The following is a 14,032-nucleotide window of genomic DNA, read 5'->3' as shown; positions in this document are numbered from 1 at the left end:
TGTTCTTCTGGTACTAACATTCATTGTATGAACGCTTTTATATTTTAAACTAGGAGGATTTCGCATGAAGAAATGGTCATTTATTGTATTGACAGTTGCTGCACTGCTTGCACTCGTAGGCTGTGGTGAGAAGAAGGAGGATAAGCAAGCAAAGGATGCACCGAAAAAGGTTTCTGTTGTGCTTGATTGGACACCAAACACGAACCATACAGGGCTTTATGTAGCCGAAAAGCTTGGTTATTTTGAGGAACAGGGCTTAGATGTCGAGATTATAATGCCTGGTGAGGCAGGAGCTGATCAGCTTGTGGCATCTGGGAAGGCGGAATTTGGTGTAAGCTATCAGGAAGGGATTACACAGGCACGTATACAGGATGTGCCACTTGTTTCCATCGCTGCGATTATTCAGCATAATACATCTGGTTTTGCTTCTCTTGCCTCTAAGGGGATTACGTCGCCAAAGGATTTTGAAGGGAAAACATATGGTGGCTGGGGTGCGCCACTTGAGCAAGCGGTATTGCAATCCTTAATGCAAACGGAAGATGCAGATATCAATAAGCTTGATATTGTGAATGCAGGCGATTTAGATTTCTTCACCATGATGCAAAAGGATATTGATTTTGCATGGATTTATTATGCATGGACAGGCATTGAGGCAGAGCTTCGTGGAGAAAAGATTAATATGTTGTATTTAACGGATTATAGTGAGCAGCTTGATTATTATACACCTGTCTTGGCAACAAATGAAAAGATGATTGAAAACAATCCTGATACGGTGAAGGCTTTTGTCGCTGCGGCAGCAAAAGGCTATGAATATGCGATCGAGCATCCTAGCGAGGCGGCTGATATTTTACTAGAAGCGGCTCCTGACTTAGATAAAGAGCTGGTACATAAAAGTCAAGAATGGTTAGCAGATAAGTATCAGGATGATGCTGTACAATGGGGTGAGCAAAAATTAGCTGTTTGGGAAAACTATGCAAAGTGGATGGCAAGCAATCAGGTGTTAGAGGGCGATTTTAACGCTGAGCAAGCCTTTACAAATGATTTCTTACCGAAAAAGGAGAAAAACTAATATGGCAAATTCATTAATTAGTGTACAAATTATTCCGAAAACAGAAAAATATGAGGATATTATTCCTTATGTTGATGCGGCTATTGCTGTTATTGATGCATCAGGTGTGAAGTATGAGGTACACCCGCTTGAAACAACAATGGAGGGGGAGCTATCAACATTGCTGCAAATTATTGAGAAAATGAATGATAAAATGATTGAACTTGGTGCTATTAATGTAATTACACAGGTGAAAATTTTATATCAGCCATCTGGTATTACGATGCATACATTAACGGAGAAATATCAGTAATGAAACAAGCGTTACACAAGGGAAGGACGATATTTTTTATCGCCTTCCTCTTATTCATATGGGAACTAATCGTGTATGTGGCTGAAGTTCCTCAATGGCTACTGCCTGCACCAAGTGTCATTGTGCGAGAAGGCTTCCAGTCCTATCAAACCTTTATACCACATGCTTTAGCAACGGTGCAATTAGCGTTATTAGGGCTTGTTATTGGGATTGGCTGCGGTCTTATCGTTGCTATTATTCTGCATCGTTTTACATTTATTCGGGAATTGTTTTATCCAATTCTTATTATGTCGCAAAATATTCCGATTCTTGTCTTAGCACCACTGCTTATTATTTGGTTTGGCTTTGGCTTATTACCAAAGTTAATTATTATTTGTCTGGTTTGCTTTTTCCCTATTGTGATTGCAACGATGGATGGCTTTCGTCAAACTGACGCTGCACTAAAGCATTATTTTCAAATGATTGGTGCATCCAAGGCACAAACCTTTTGGAAGCTCGAATGGCCCTATGCCTATCCAGCTATTTTTTCAGGGGTTAAAATTGCGGCTACCTACAGTGTGATGGGCGCTGTGATTGCTGAGTGGCTTGGTGCTAAAAAGGGAATTGGTGTATATATGACCTTAGCACAGTCCTCCTTCCGCACAGATCGGGTATTTGTGGCGATTTTTGCGATTGTTTTGCTAAGCTTATTGTTATTTAGTAGCATTCGTTTACTTGAAAAATTTATGGTGAAGGGGAGAGGCTATAATGCTGAGCATTCAAAACATCGTTAAGTCCTTTGATACCCTTCAAGTTCTTAAGGATATATCCTTTGAGGTGAGGGATGGCGAGTTTGTGGCGATTATTGGGCCTTCAGGCAGTGGCAAAAGCACACTTTTTCAATTAATTGGTGGTGTATCGTCCATTGATCAAGGGGCAATTTTATTAAATGGTGAGGCTATTCAGCACAAGCGGGGAACGATTGGCTATATGCCGCAGCAGCCTTCTTTGTTGCCATGGCGGACGATTATAGAGAATGTCACGATTGTGGAGGAGCTTACAGGTAAGCCCGATAGAGAGCGTGCCAAGGCATGGTTAGAAAAGGTTGGACTTGCTTCCTTTATCCATGCATATCCTCATGAACTATCAGGGGGGATGCAGCAGCGTGTATCCTTTATCCGTGCCATTGTGAGTGATAAGCCTATTTTATGCTTAGATGAGCCATTTTCAGCGTTGGATGAATTTACACGACTTGAAATGCAGGCATGGCTTTTATCTATTTGGGAGCAATATCGTAAGTCGATTTTATTTGTCACCCATAGTATTGAGGAAGCGCTTTTTTTAGCGGATCGTATTCTTATATTAACGAAACGCCCTGCCTCCATCAAAAAAGAAATTATTGTGCCATTTGCTAGACCACGGCAAGGAGAGATTCGCCATTCTGCTGCATTTACAGCATTGAAGCAGCAGCTATTTACATACTTACAGGAAGAAAAGGAGGATATCTATGCTGATTGATGCGCATATTCATTTAGAGCAATATAAGGATGAAGAAATTCCTTCCTTGCTGGATGAGGTAGACGCTGTGATTGCTGTGAGTATGGAGCTATCCTCCTGCCAAAGAACACACCAATTAGCCAAAATGTATAGCAAGGTAAAGGCAGCATTTGGCTTTCATCCCGAGCAGCCTGTACTTAGTCAGATGGATGAGGATGCATTGTTTAAGTGGATTCGTCGTTATCAGGATCATATGGTCGCAGTAGGTGAGGTAGGCTTACCGTACTATTTAAGGCAGGAACAGGCGATTGACAATGCTCCCTATATCGCTTTGCTAGAGCGTTTTATTGTCTTGGCAAAGGAGCTTCGTAAACCAATTATTTTACATGCAGTGTATGAGGATGCGATGATTGCCTGTGATTTACTTGAAAAGCATCAGGTTCAGCGAGCGCATTTTCATTGGTTTAAAGGGGATCAGGCAGTGGTGCAACGGCTGATTCAGCATGGCTACGCTATTTCCATCACGCCTGATTGCTTATATGAGGAAGAGATTCAGCAATTAATTCAAGCTTATCCGATTGAATTGATGATGGTGGAAACAGATGGTCCATGGCCGTTTGAGGGGCCTTTTGCAGGTAAGCGTACAGCGCCATGGATGATGCATTCAACCATTCGGATGATTGCGGCGATCAAGGGGATAACTGCACAGGAAGCGGCATATATACTGATGCAAAATACAAAAAATTTCTATCAACTTTAACGCTGAAAAGCAGTATCGGTAACGATTTAATCGTGCTGATACTGCTTTTTATATTTAGTGTGCCCCTGTTCCAATTGCTCACGCTTTGTTTTGGTGATTCGTTCATGTGTGCTAAATGAGGTAGATTGACGATGCTTTTCAACATCCTTGCCGCTTGTGCGCTTTATATGCTTGCGCCTCTTCTTTGCCTTTGATTGTGACATATTTATGCCTTCCTTTCTAAAAAAGTAACACCTCGTAAGTATGATACTTACGAGGTGCTTACATGTATTAGTGAGATACGTCCTGTACAGAAATACCTGTGTTTGCTTTAACATCCACTTCACGATATTTCGCTTCATCACTTTCTTTAGAAAGCAATGTGCCAATAAAGCCACCAAGGAAGCCTAGTGGTACAGAGATAAGGGCTGGGTTCGTTAACATAATTAACGGTTCACCAACGAAAATAGCAGCACCTTCAACTGGATTCCATACGTTTGGTGATACAGCTACGATCGCTAATGCTGAAATTAACCCTGTTAACATCGCTGTTACAGCACCCGCTGTATTAAAGCGTTTCCAATAAATTGTGTAAATAATTACTGGAAGGTTAGCAGAACCCGCAATACAGAATGCAAGCGATACTAGGAACGCAACGTTTAATGTTTGTGCACCAAGTGCTAATAGGATAGAAATAACAGCGATTGTGATTGAGCCGATACGAGCTGCAAGCACTTGCTCTTTCTCTGAAATTTTACCCTTTTTAATAATTTGACCATAAATATCATGAGATAGGGCAGATGCACCCGAAAGTACAAGACCTGCTACTACCGCTAGAATTGTCGCAAATGCTACCGCACAAACGAATGAGAATAGAATATCGCCACCAAGTGCGTCTGCAAGAAGTGGAGCAGCCATGTTACCAGCAGGGTTAGCTGCAATAATCTCTTCTTTTCCAACGAATGCTGCTGCACCGAAGCCTAAGAAGATTGTTAATATATAGAATAAACCTACAATCCAAGTAGCCCAAATTACAGATGAACGAGCTGTTTGTGCATCTTTTACTGTAAAGAAGCGCATTAGGATATGTGGTAGACCTGCAGTACCTACTACTAAGGCAATTAACATCGAAATTGTATCAATACCGTTTGTATAGCGTAAGCCAGGATTTAAGTATGCTGCACCGTTATCCGTAGCCGTTGCCATTTCTCTAAACATTGTCGCAATACTGAAATCAAATTTCAGTAATACTAAGAAGGAAATAATCACAGTACCTAACATTAAAAGACAGGCTTTAATAATTTGTACCCAAGATGTTGCTGTCATACCACCGAATAGTACGTAGGTTGTCATCATCACACCTACGATTAATACGGCGATCCAATAGTCAATTCCTAAAAGTAATTGAATAAGTGCTCCTGCACCAACTAGCTGTGCAATCATGTAGAATAAAACAATTGTAATTGTACTTAAAGCCGCCGTTCCGCGAACTTTTGCATTATTAAAGCGCGCTGTAATCATATCAGCTAATGTAAATTTCCCAAGGTTACGTAATGGCTCCGCTACGATGTATAATACCACTAAGTAAGCTACTAAATAACCAATAGAGAAGAAGAAACCATCAAATCCGAATAATGCGACTGCACCAGCTATCCCTAAGAAAGATGCTGCAGATAAATAGTCACCTGCAATAGCTAGTCCATTTTGCCAGCCTGTTAAACCACCACCAGCAGTGTAGAAATCACTTGCTGAAGATGTGCGCTTAGATGCCCACCATGTAACAACTAATGTTAAACCAACAATGGCTACGAAGAAAAATATAGCTGTAAAGCTCATCGGCGGCCACCTCCGTTTTCATATTCGGCAATAATCGCCTTTGCTTCTTTGTCATAGCTATTTGCCTTCGCTACATATAAATGACATAACCCCCATGTCATAAGGAATAGTCCTGCAGAGTAAATCCACACCCAAGTAATCTCCCCAAATGCCTTTTGGTGTAGAATTTCCGTATATGATGTCAAAATTGGTAACATCATGTAAGCTGCTAAAAATATGACAGTCATAGACCACAGGAAAGAATTTTTCTTTCGTACAAGTGCCTTGAATGACTCTTGCTTTGCAATTGCCTCATAATCAATTACGACTTCTTTTTTTGTTTGATTGTTCGCCATTAACATTCCCCATTTTGTGTTTTTTTTCTGCCTTAAGACTTATTTTTGCTAGTTTAGTGAATTCACATTTTCATTTTATGAAACAGTTCACGAAATTGCAATACATTTCAGAAAAATTATGCAAAAAAAATTTCTCAGAAAATAGTCCTAAAAGAGAAAAAGCGTTTAGAAACCTAGCATTCAAAGGGTTTTAGAATATTCAGATAAATAAATGAGGCGAAGGGAAATCTAGGTTTTCAAGAAAAACAGAAGGGTAAATTTACAAAATAATAATGTTTTTTCAAGCGAAAATAAACACTATTTACCTAGTGAATACTGGTTTTTTTCTGTTTTTTGGAAGTAAAATAATATTGTTCGATAAGTAATTTAGTAGAAATTCAATAACAAAAAATGCGAAAAAATCGACAAAAAATCGTTTTTTTCGCATCTTTTTCTGTAAATTTTGAATAGAAATTCAGTCTGTTAAATTAATGAGAAACATCTGACACAGACACACCTGTATTTGCCTTTACACGAATTTCTTTATAAATACGCTCTGCCTCTGCATCCGTTGCTTTGTTAGATGACAAAATTGTCCCTAGATAGCCTGCAATAAAGCCTAGTGGAATCGTAATAATAGCTGGTACAGCAAGTGGCACAAGTGGAGTACCCACAAAAATAGCTGCGCCTTCAACAGGACTCCAGACATTTGGTCCCATTGCCCCTAAAACTAAACATGATACTAAACCTGTAACCATTGCTGTTACAGCACCTGTTGAATTGAACTTTTTCCAATAAATTGTATAAAGAATGACAGGCAAATTCGCTGAAGCACCAATACAAAATGCAAAGGATACAAGGAATGAAACATTTAAGCTTTGCGCAAATAAAGCTAAAATAATCGACACAATCGCAATCGAAATAGAGCCTGTACGAGCAGCGATTACTTGCTGCTTTTCTGTTAATTGTCCATTTTTAATAATTTCCCCATAAATATCATGAGAAATAGCAGAAGCTCCTGTTAATACTAAGCCAGATACAACCGCTAAAATTGTCGCAAAGGCTACAGCACCAATAAATGCCATCAATACATCTCCACCTAAGTAATGTGCAAGCAGTGGGGCAGCCGTATTGCCAGCTTTACTTTCGGCAAGAATTTGATCAAGCCCTACAAAGTTTAATGCACCGAAGCCTAAGAAAATTGTTAATGAGAAGAAAATAGCTGTAATCCAAGTTGTCCAAGAAATAGAAGCACGTGCTGTTTTGGCATCTTTTACTGTAAAGAAACGCATTAAAATATGTGGTAAACCTGATGTCCCTAAAACTAAAGCCATCATCATCGAAACAGAGTCAATTGTACTTGTATATTTAATGCCTGGTACAAGGAATTCCTCACCATGATCGACCGCAATCGTATCGAACATTTTCATGAGTGAAAAATCAAATTTTACTAACACTAATGTTGCTAATAAGCCTGTCCCAAATAATAGAAGACTTGCTTTAATAATTTGTACCCAAGACGTAGCTGTCATGCCACCAAATAATACATAGGTTGTCATCATCACACCGACAATTAATACCGCAATCCAATATTCAATGTCAAATAGTAGCTTAATAAGCGCACCAGCACCTACTAGCTGTGCAATCATATAAAGAATCACAATAATAATTGTGCCTGATGCTGCCACACCACGAATGCGCTTTTCATTAAAGCGTGCTGTCAGCATATCAGCTAATGTATAGCGACCTAAATTACGCATAGGCTCAGCAATCACATAAAGCAGCACTAAATTGGCTACTACATAACCAACAGAGAAGAAGAAACCATCAAAGCCTGTTAAAGCAATAGCGCCAGACACCCCAAGAAATGCTGCTGCAGATAAATAGTCACCTGCAATGGCAAATCCATTTTGCCAGCCCTTTAAACCACCGCCAGCCGTATAAAAATCAGCCGCAGAGGATGTGCGCTTTGCTGCAATATATGTAACAACAAGCGTTAAACCAACAATTGCTAAAAAGAAACTAATCGATACTAAATTCATTTATTTTCCGCCTTTCGCTTGATACTCTGCTAGCACAGCAGCTGCAGCTTTATCGAATGAAGCAGCTTTTTTTACATATACCGTACAGAGCACAATTGTCATAATAAATAATCCTGCAGAATAAACCCAAACACCCGTAATATTACCAAAGAATTTTTGTTGTAGTACAGGCTGGAAAGCAAGAATCGGCAGCAAGATATAAAGGATTAGAAAGATTGCTGTAATCGAGAACAGGAAGGTGTTTTTCTTTCTTACAAAGCGATTGAACGATTCCATTGCTTCAATTGCATCATAATCAATTGCTTGCCCCTGTTTTGTGTTTGAAACGTTAGCCATTATTATTCCCCCTAAAGTTATATATTTCTGTTTTAAACGACATATTTCTTGATGACTCGTCGTTATATTCACTTATTTTATGAGGGAGATTTCTATAATGCAATACTAAATTTCGATTTTTAAAAATTTTTAGTTAAATATAAAATAATGGAATAACATAGAAATAATAAGGATTTACTAGAAAAAATTTTTAGGAAAGCGAAAGAAATTTTCTATAGAAATAGTATTTTAAAAATAATTTATAATAGAGAATAAGAAGTATAGGACGAAATTTAAACATAAAAGAGAATTTTCTGTAATTTATTATTGTACAATTAAGATTTCGAGAATGTTAAAAAATAGGAAAAGTTGTTATATAACAACTAGATGCTATTGAAAGAAATAGTAAAAATAAGCTTTAAAAAATTTTTAAAAAAATTGCTTTGTTTGGCAAATTTGCGGCAATATCAGTTCGCAGCAAGACCATTATGTTGTATTTAACTGCTAGAATGCATAAAATAAGATGGTGAACTGAAGGGAAGTGAGTAATGATAATGAAAAAGAAACGTATTGTACTGCTTTTAATACTAACAATCAGTAGTATTTTAACGGCGTGTGGCAGCTATAAATTTGAGCCATCATTAAATATTGAGGTTCAAGATTTTTCGATGACAAACCAGCACAATGAGCAAGTACAATTAGAGGATTTAAAGGGGAAGCCATGGCTAGCAATGTTTATCTTTACAAATTGTACAACCGTCTGTCCGCCAATGACGTTTAATATGACAGGCATTCAGGAGGAGCTAGCGGATAAAGGCATGAAGGATTATCAAATTGTTGCCTTTAGTGTAGACCCTGAGGTAGATCAACCTGAGGTATTGGCGAATTACTTAAGCAATTATAATGTTGTAGATGAAAGCAAATGGCAGCTACTAACGGGCTATGAGCAAAAATTTATTGAACAATTTGCACGTCAATCCTTTAATTCAGTTGTTAAAAACGATCCAAATTCAGACCAGGTCATACATATGTCACGTTACTATTTAGTTAATGCGGATGGCACAGTTGTGAAAGATTATGATGGCGCAACAGACGTCCCAGTCGAAAGCATTGTCGCAGATATGAAAGCTCTTATTAAGGAGAGCAAATAATGCAGTAGTCCATGTGACTGCTGTATTATTTTATCAAAAAATAATATACATCCAGTCAAAATGAAATACTAAAATCAATATATGTATGATTCGTATTATATTATGCTTTATAGTATTAATTTAATAAGTGATTTTTTAGATAAAAGTTCAAAAAATTTATTAATAGAATAAGTTTTATATATCCATGTGCTTTGCTGCAGAAGAACACGCTAGAGGAGTGGGTTGGATTGGCTTTTCCCTCGTTTCTAATGTAAACTGCTCATTGTTACATCAGGTGTAGGTACATGGGAATGCCAATGCGCGTCGGTACGAATAAGAGGATTGAGGGATATTTTTCTTTATTCCAACTCCTCACAAATAATTTTAGTTTACATAATATAAATTATAGGAAGTTATATTTCATTGAAAAGTATACTTATAATAGTGAGATATTTTAGTGTACATGGACATCAAAGTCTAAACTTTACTTAATTATCAAAAAAGTTTAGACTTTGGTGTCTTCTTTTTTATTCCTCATAGGATTCACTCAAACAAATGTTTCTATATATAAAAAAAGAAACCGCATAGCAAATGTTTATTCTTCATTTCGTATTTTGTGTGTGGCATTCACTTTATGTTCCCGTAATGTAATGATAAATAATAGCATTATTTCTTTGATTTGAGATTGGAGTGCTTTTCTACGGGCCAATGTGTTTTGCAATGAAAAAATACACAGTAGTGCAATTGCAAATGCAGAGTGTTGCAACTTGACACGGAGCCTCTGCGAGCATGATTAAAAAGCCTCGGAGCCAGCTATATCAAGGGCTGGCTTTTGCCTAAACGAGGCTATCATGCCCGCCACTCCATGTAAAGTTACAACGCCAAGTGTATTGCAATACTCTGCACTTTTATTTTGCATTACACAGCCAAAAACATTTCTAGACGATCTTTCAATGATTCATCTCCTTTTTGGCACCAATCTATAAAAGTTTTAATGTGTTTTATAGACATTCAGGTTTTTTTCAGACACTCAATAGTAATTAAACCTGAAATAGCTTCATCGTCAAAGATTCGATTCCCACTTTTACTCTTTTCTATATTAAGAATTAAACCCTCCTTATCGTAATACCTAAGAGTTGAGATACTTAAATTGAATTACTTTGCTACTTCTCCTATTGTATACATAAACTTTTATTAAATTTCAATGTAAAATCAGCTTACATATTAATGAAAAATTTTCTTCAAAATAATATAAATTTTATATATAAACATAAATTCTCCTTAAAAATATCATCTATATTTCACATTTCAAATGTATATTATTCTTGTAAGTGAAATTATATTTTTTTAGGAGGCTTTATGAAGAATTTATACAATCGTTTTTGGCGATGGCACTTTTTTGCTGCATTATTTATTACTCCCCTCTTACTTACTTTAACAATTAGTGGTATAGGGTACCTATTCTACACAGACGTTGAGAACAAGCTCTACTCTGATGCTTTCTTTGGAGATAGTAAAGAAACAACAAGCATTACTATCGATGAAGGGATTGAGCAAGCAAAGGCAAAATTTAGTGACTATACTGTCAGTAAAGTAATAGTTTTAGACGAACCTTATAATACGCGCTTAACGATGACTAACAGTGAAGGCGAACAAAAGTATGTCTTTTTAGATGATAATAATCAGGTAGTAGATAGTCAGGATGCAAACTATACATTTTCAAATATCATGCGTAATCTCCATAGCTCTTTATTCATAGGTGGGACATTCGTAAACTACTTAGTGGAGCTTGCTGCATGCTGGGCTATTTTCTTGTTGCTATCAGGCCTATACATGACTTTTAGAAAGAAAATATGGAAGAAAGTGCAGACAGAAACATCTCGTATTCGATCCCGGAGATGGCACAGTATTTTAGGTGTTATTATCACAATTCCTATGATTGCTATTATTTTTACAGGCTTACCATGGTCAGCATTTATGGGGAACTTTATCTACACAGCTGCACAACAAAATCCATCCATCGGAATTCCTGAACTGAATTCAAATCCACCAACATCTGATATCAATGAAATTCCATGGGCTACTCGTAAAAATGAAATGCCCACTTCTAATTCTGAAGATCATTCAGGTCATGCAGGTCATGGAGGATCTCAAAGTGTTCCTGATTATTCGAATGAATATGCAATGTCAGTTGGTAAATTGATGGAGCATGTTGAAAGTGAAAACATTTCTAAACCTTATTCTATTATTTTACCTAGCTCAGAAGAAGGTGTTTTTACAGTTGCGAAGGGTTCAAACACTGGTGTAACAGGTTTGGATGTAAATCCAAATGAAGAAGTCACTAATTATTTTGACCAATACACTGGCTCACTTATTTCATCTGTCGGATATAATGAATATGGTATTCTAGGAAAGTGGTTTACATGGGGAATTCCATTACATGAAGGACATCTATTTGGTTGGCCAAATAAAATAATCAATCTATTTATTTGTCTAGCATTTTTATATTTAATCTACCTTGGCTTTAAAACATGGTTATTACGTAGACAAAAGGGTATGATTTCTGCACCACCTATGCCAAAAGAAATATCTATTCCATTTTGTATTTTCATGATTTTACTAGGTGTCATTATGCCACTCTTTGGAATTTCTCTTATTGTAGTTGTTTTAATCGAACTAATTTTTGGGTTTACAAAAAAAGGAATAAAACCTCCATTCAAGGAAGTAAATAACGATTCAATAAAGTATACTCATAATAATAAAAACCAGGTGTTAAAACAATAAGCACCTGGTTTTTATTGTTAATATTTAGTTAATATCGTTCTTACAAGCTTTTTATAATTTCATCTATATATGCCTCATCAATGGGTCCAAAAACTTCATGAACAATCTCTCCATTTGCGCTTAGAAATATTGTAGTGGGTATTGTAAAACCACCGAATCGCTTTCGGATATCTCCAGTTTCATCCATTAAAATGGGTAAATCCCATCCCTTTTTATTAGCATATTTAGTCACGGTTTCTCTACTTGCTTCCGTATCAGTTGCATTGACTGTTAAAATTTGAACATCTTTTTTTGTTTCATAATAATTTTGCAAGCGTGGCATTTCCTCATTACAAGGTCCACACCAGGTAGCCCAAAATACAAGGACAACCGGTTTACCTAGATAATTGTATAATGTTTTTTGTTCGCCTGTGAGATTTGGCAATTCAAAATTTCGCACTGCTCTATCTGAAAGTTGTATATCGGCTGTCTTAACTGTACTATCAATTATTTCTTTAGAAGTTTCTGTTTTATCTGAATCTAAATAGCTAATAAAGACAATACCAATTAAAATTAAAACAACACTTGCTGAAAGCCAATTTTTCAAGACATCTCCTCCCCTAAATACAATTTCAACCATAGGGATTCTAAAGATTCTTCAGCATATTGTCTTTTCAAGCTCGAAATATTACCTGAGGCAAGAATTTTACCTTTATGAATGAAAATTACTTCATCTGCAATCTCCTCTACTGTTGATAGTAGATGAGTAGAATATAAGATTAATTGACCTTTATTTCTTTCTTCCTTTAAAATTGATTTCACTCTGTTGATCCAATACGGATCTAGACCGTTTGTAGGTTCATCTAAAATATACACATCACATTCGCCTAGCAGGCTTTGTGCAAAGTTTAAACGTTGTCTCATTCCTTTTGAAAGCTCACTAACAAAACTATTTTTATGCTCGAATAGATCAACTAACTGTAAGATATCATCTTGACTCTTACTAGTAATCCCCTTTAACTTACCTAAAAGCTCAATAATTTCTTTCACTTTTAGTGTAGTTGGAAAGTTTAAATCATCAGGCATATATCGAACTCTTCCTTTTGGAATGCCAGTTATAGTCCCTTTATCTAAGGGTAATTGTCCCATAATCAGTTTCATTAGCGTGCTTTTACCAGCACCATTCTCCCCCACTAAAGCTACAATTTTCCCACTTGTAAGTTGATAGGTAACTGGACCAATTTGTTGTCCTTTACGATATGTAATCACAACTTTTTGTAGCTCTATCATCTATAGCTCTCCTTACATTTCAACTTAAAATAAGCAAGACAAAGAGGAATAAACCACCATAATATTGTTATACCTAATATCAAGCCAATCCCTAGACTAGTTTCGTAAAACTGTGATAAATAATAAAACGACTTCCCTAAAATACCTGTTTGTTCGATTTGAATTAAATAGACATATCGGAGCCACTCAATAATATTTATATGAACATGTGTATAGATTATTTTTTCATAGACATGTTTTGGAATAATGGTTCCAATTGCCATTACTACATAATTACTTAATAATGTAAAAACTGCCCATAGCCCTAGACTAAAACCTAATGCCTGTAATCGATGTATGGAAAAAGCGCCAATCATTACACTTATAGCACTAAAAACAACGATAATAACAGTCGTTAATAAAAGAAATTGAGTATCTATATGAACGCCACCAAAGAAAGAACCTACAATTAAAATAACTGCCTCTGTAGTTGCTAAAGCAAATAAAAAAATGGATACCAATGCAACATATTTTGCCCCTAAATAATGTGCGATACTAACAGGATATGATCGTATTAATTGATACCAACCTGATTCTATATCAGCAGCTATACTCATTGCGCCTATTGTCAAAATAAATAAAGGAAACAAAAAAAGTAATAAATTTAAGAGAGAGGCTTGAAAGCGATCGAATCCACCTGCATCCGTGTTTAACTGTTGCAACATCAAAATAGCAACAAATAATACAATAAAAATACCAAGCAACATGTAAATCCACTTACTCCGGA

Annotated in this window: 16 protein-coding genes; 7 read left to right on the top strand and 9 right to left on the bottom strand. The window is 36.5% G+C overall.

The features are described from left to right. Nucleotides 1-64 precede the first annotated feature (64 nt). From ACIQVU_RS00335 to ACIQVU_RS00315, 5 genes are read left to right on the top strand one after another with little or no spacing between them, the layout of a single operon-like run. Entirely contained in the window at nucleotides 65-1,069 is a 1,005-nt protein-coding gene (locus ACIQVU_RS00335) for an ABC transporter substrate-binding protein (RefSeq protein ID WP_340805949.1), read from the top strand. A 1-nt stretch (nucleotide 1,070) separates the two neighbouring features. After that, nucleotides 1,071-1,361, top strand: a complete 291-nt coding sequence (locus ACIQVU_RS00330; RefSeq protein ID WP_340805948.1) for a thiamine-binding protein — start codon at nucleotides 1,071-1,073, stop codon at nucleotides 1,359-1,361. Beyond that, nucleotides 1,361-2,134, top strand: coding sequence for an ABC transporter permease (locus ACIQVU_RS00325; protein WP_340805947.1), 774 nt, complete (start codon nucleotides 1,361-1,363; stop codon nucleotides 2,132-2,134). Before ACIQVU_RS00330 ends, ACIQVU_RS00325 begins: the two co-directional genes overlap by 1 nt. Next, nucleotides 2,109-2,858 (top strand): ABC transporter ATP-binding protein, encoded by a 750-nt coding sequence (locus ACIQVU_RS00320; RefSeq protein WP_402893110.1) that lies wholly within the window; start codon nucleotides 2,109-2,111, stop codon nucleotides 2,856-2,858. The genes ACIQVU_RS00325 and ACIQVU_RS00320 overlap by 26 nt, the downstream gene beginning before the upstream one ends. Next, nucleotides 2,848-3,597: a TatD family hydrolase gene (locus ACIQVU_RS00315; RefSeq protein WP_340805944.1), complete on the top strand. Its 750-nt coding sequence runs from the start codon at nucleotides 2,848-2,850 to the stop codon at nucleotides 3,595-3,597. Before ACIQVU_RS00320 ends, ACIQVU_RS00315 begins: the two co-directional genes overlap by 11 nt. Nucleotides 3,598-3,623: 26 nt before the next feature. Here ACIQVU_RS00315 and ACIQVU_RS00310 read toward each other — a convergent pair whose 3' ends face one another. The 5 genes from ACIQVU_RS00310 to ACIQVU_RS00290 all read right to left on the bottom strand — a co-directional run bounded on the left by ACIQVU_RS00310 (nucleotide 3,624) and on the right by ACIQVU_RS00290 (nucleotide 8,104). Further along, a complete protein-coding gene (locus ACIQVU_RS00310; RefSeq protein WP_340805942.1) occupies nucleotides 3,624-3,800 on the bottom strand; it encodes a hypothetical protein in 177 nt (58 codons plus the stop codon). A 67-nt stretch (nucleotides 3,801-3,867) separates the two neighbouring features. Next, complete coding sequence (locus tag ACIQVU_RS00305) at nucleotides 3,868-5,412, bottom strand: solute symporter family protein (RefSeq protein WP_402893106.1); 1,545 nt, start codon at nucleotides 5,410-5,412, stop codon at nucleotides 3,868-3,870. Beyond that, nucleotides 5,409-5,747 carry a DUF485 domain-containing protein gene (locus ACIQVU_RS00300; RefSeq protein WP_340805940.1) on the bottom strand — a complete coding sequence of 113 codons (339 nt, stop codon included), beginning with the start codon at nucleotides 5,745-5,747 and terminating at the stop codon, nucleotides 5,409-5,411. The genes ACIQVU_RS00305 and ACIQVU_RS00300 overlap by 4 nt, the downstream gene beginning before the upstream one ends. 467 nt (nucleotides 5,748-6,214) lie before the next feature. Next, on the bottom strand, nucleotides 6,215-7,768 hold the full coding sequence (locus ACIQVU_RS00295) for a solute symporter family protein (RefSeq protein WP_402893103.1): 1,554 nt from the start codon (nucleotides 7,766-7,768) through the stop codon (nucleotides 6,215-6,217). Then, entirely contained in the window at nucleotides 7,769-8,104 is a 336-nt protein-coding gene (locus ACIQVU_RS00290; protein ID WP_340805936.1) for a DUF485 domain-containing protein, read from the bottom strand. Nucleotides 8,105-8,637: 533 nt separating this feature from the next. On the opposite strand from ACIQVU_RS00290, the gene ACIQVU_RS00285 reads away from it, so the two are divergent. Then, entirely contained in the window at nucleotides 8,638-9,234 is a 597-nt protein-coding gene (locus ACIQVU_RS00285; RefSeq protein WP_340805935.1) for an SCO family protein, read from the top strand. 990 nt (nucleotides 9,235-10,224) lie between these two features. On the opposite strand, the gene ACIQVU_RS00280 is transcribed toward ACIQVU_RS00285, so the two are convergent. After that, nucleotides 10,225-10,356 (bottom strand): MerR family transcriptional regulator, encoded by a 132-nt coding sequence (locus tag ACIQVU_RS00280; protein ID WP_402893664.1) that lies wholly within the window; start codon nucleotides 10,354-10,356, stop codon nucleotides 10,225-10,227. A 216-nt stretch (nucleotides 10,357-10,572) separates the two neighbouring features. Here ACIQVU_RS00280 and ACIQVU_RS00275 point away from each other — a divergent pair, with 216 nt between their 5' ends. Further along, nucleotides 10,573-11,997 carry a PepSY-associated TM helix domain-containing protein gene (locus ACIQVU_RS00275; protein WP_340805926.1) on the top strand — a complete coding sequence of 475 codons (1,425 nt, stop codon included), beginning with the start codon at nucleotides 10,573-10,575 and terminating at the stop codon, nucleotides 11,995-11,997. Between the two features lie 40 nt (nucleotides 11,998-12,037). On the opposite strand, the gene ACIQVU_RS00270 is transcribed toward ACIQVU_RS00275, so the two are convergent. Genes ACIQVU_RS00270 through ACIQVU_RS00260 form a run of 3 tightly spaced genes read right to left on the bottom strand, consistent with a single transcriptional unit; the run spans nucleotide 12,038 to nucleotide 14,012 of the window. After that, nucleotides 12,038-12,583, bottom strand: coding sequence for a TlpA family protein disulfide reductase (locus tag ACIQVU_RS00270; RefSeq protein ID WP_340805925.1), 546 nt, complete (start codon nucleotides 12,581-12,583; stop codon nucleotides 12,038-12,040). Next, a complete protein-coding gene (locus ACIQVU_RS00265) occupies nucleotides 12,580-13,266 on the bottom strand; it encodes an ABC transporter ATP-binding protein (protein ID WP_340805923.1) in 687 nt (228 codons plus the stop codon). Before ACIQVU_RS00265 ends, ACIQVU_RS00270 begins: the two co-directional genes overlap by 4 nt. Next, nucleotides 13,263-14,012 (bottom strand): ABC transporter permease, encoded by a 750-nt coding sequence (locus ACIQVU_RS00260; RefSeq protein ID WP_340805921.1) that lies wholly within the window; start codon nucleotides 14,010-14,012, stop codon nucleotides 13,263-13,265. Before ACIQVU_RS00260 ends, ACIQVU_RS00265 begins: the two co-directional genes overlap by 4 nt. Nucleotides 14,013-14,032 lie beyond the last annotated feature (20 nt).

It is taken from the genome of Lysinibacillus sp. NPDC098008, from assembly GCF_044760715.1.
Taxonomy (GTDB): Bacteria; Bacillota; Bacilli; order Bacillales_A; family Planococcaceae; genus Lysinibacillus.
This window is presented reverse-complemented; position numbering and strand designations above follow the sequence as displayed.

What these genes read in the sequence shown, in the direction of transcription:
- ACIQVU_RS00335 (WP_340805949.1), top strand. Translation starts at nt 65, where the DNA reads ATGAAGAAATGGTCATTTATTGTATTGACAGTTGCTGCACTGCTTGCA.
- ACIQVU_RS00330 (WP_340805948.1), top strand. Translation starts at nt 1,071, where the DNA reads ATGGCAAATTCATTAATTAGTGTACAAATTATTCCGAAAACAGAAAAA.
- ACIQVU_RS00325 (WP_340805947.1), top strand. Translation starts at nt 1,361, where the DNA reads ATGAAACAAGCGTTACACAAGGGAAGGACGATATTTTTTATCGCCTTC.
- ACIQVU_RS00320 (WP_402893110.1), top strand. Translation starts at nt 2,109, where the DNA reads ATGCTGAGCATTCAAAACATCGTTAAGTCCTTTGATACCCTTCAAGTT.
- ACIQVU_RS00315 (WP_340805944.1), top strand. Translation starts at nt 2,848, where the DNA reads ATGCTGATTGATGCGCATATTCATTTAGAGCAATATAAGGATGAAGAA.
- ACIQVU_RS00310 (WP_340805942.1), bottom strand. Translation starts at nt 3,800, where the DNA reads ATGTCACAATCAAAGGCAAAGAAGAGGCGCAAGCATATAAAGCGCACA.
- ACIQVU_RS00305 (WP_402893106.1), bottom strand. Translation starts at nt 5,412, where the DNA reads ATGAGCTTTACAGCTATATTTTTCTTCGTAGCCATTGTTGGTTTAACA.
- ACIQVU_RS00300 (WP_340805940.1), bottom strand. Translation starts at nt 5,747, where the DNA reads ATGGCGAACAATCAAACAAAAAAAGAAGTCGTAATTGATTATGAGGCA.
- ACIQVU_RS00295 (WP_402893103.1), bottom strand. Translation starts at nt 7,768, where the DNA reads ATGAATTTAGTATCGATTAGTTTCTTTTTAGCAATTGTTGGTTTAACG.
- ACIQVU_RS00290 (WP_340805936.1), bottom strand. Translation starts at nt 8,104, where the DNA reads ATGGCTAACGTTTCAAACACAAAACAGGGGCAAGCAATTGATTATGAT.
- ACIQVU_RS00285 (WP_340805935.1), top strand. Translation starts at nt 8,638, where the DNA reads ATGAAAAAGAAACGTATTGTACTGCTTTTAATACTAACAATCAGTAGT.
- ACIQVU_RS00275 (WP_340805926.1), top strand. Translation starts at nt 10,573, where the DNA reads ATGAAGAATTTATACAATCGTTTTTGGCGATGGCACTTTTTTGCTGCA.
- ACIQVU_RS00265 (WP_340805923.1), bottom strand. Translation starts at nt 13,266, where the DNA reads ATGATAGAGCTACAAAAAGTTGTGATTACATATCGTAAAGGACAACAA.
- ACIQVU_RS00260 (WP_340805921.1), bottom strand. Translation starts at nt 14,012, where the DNA reads ATGTTGCTTGGTATTTTTATTGTATTATTTGTTGCTATTTTGATGTTG.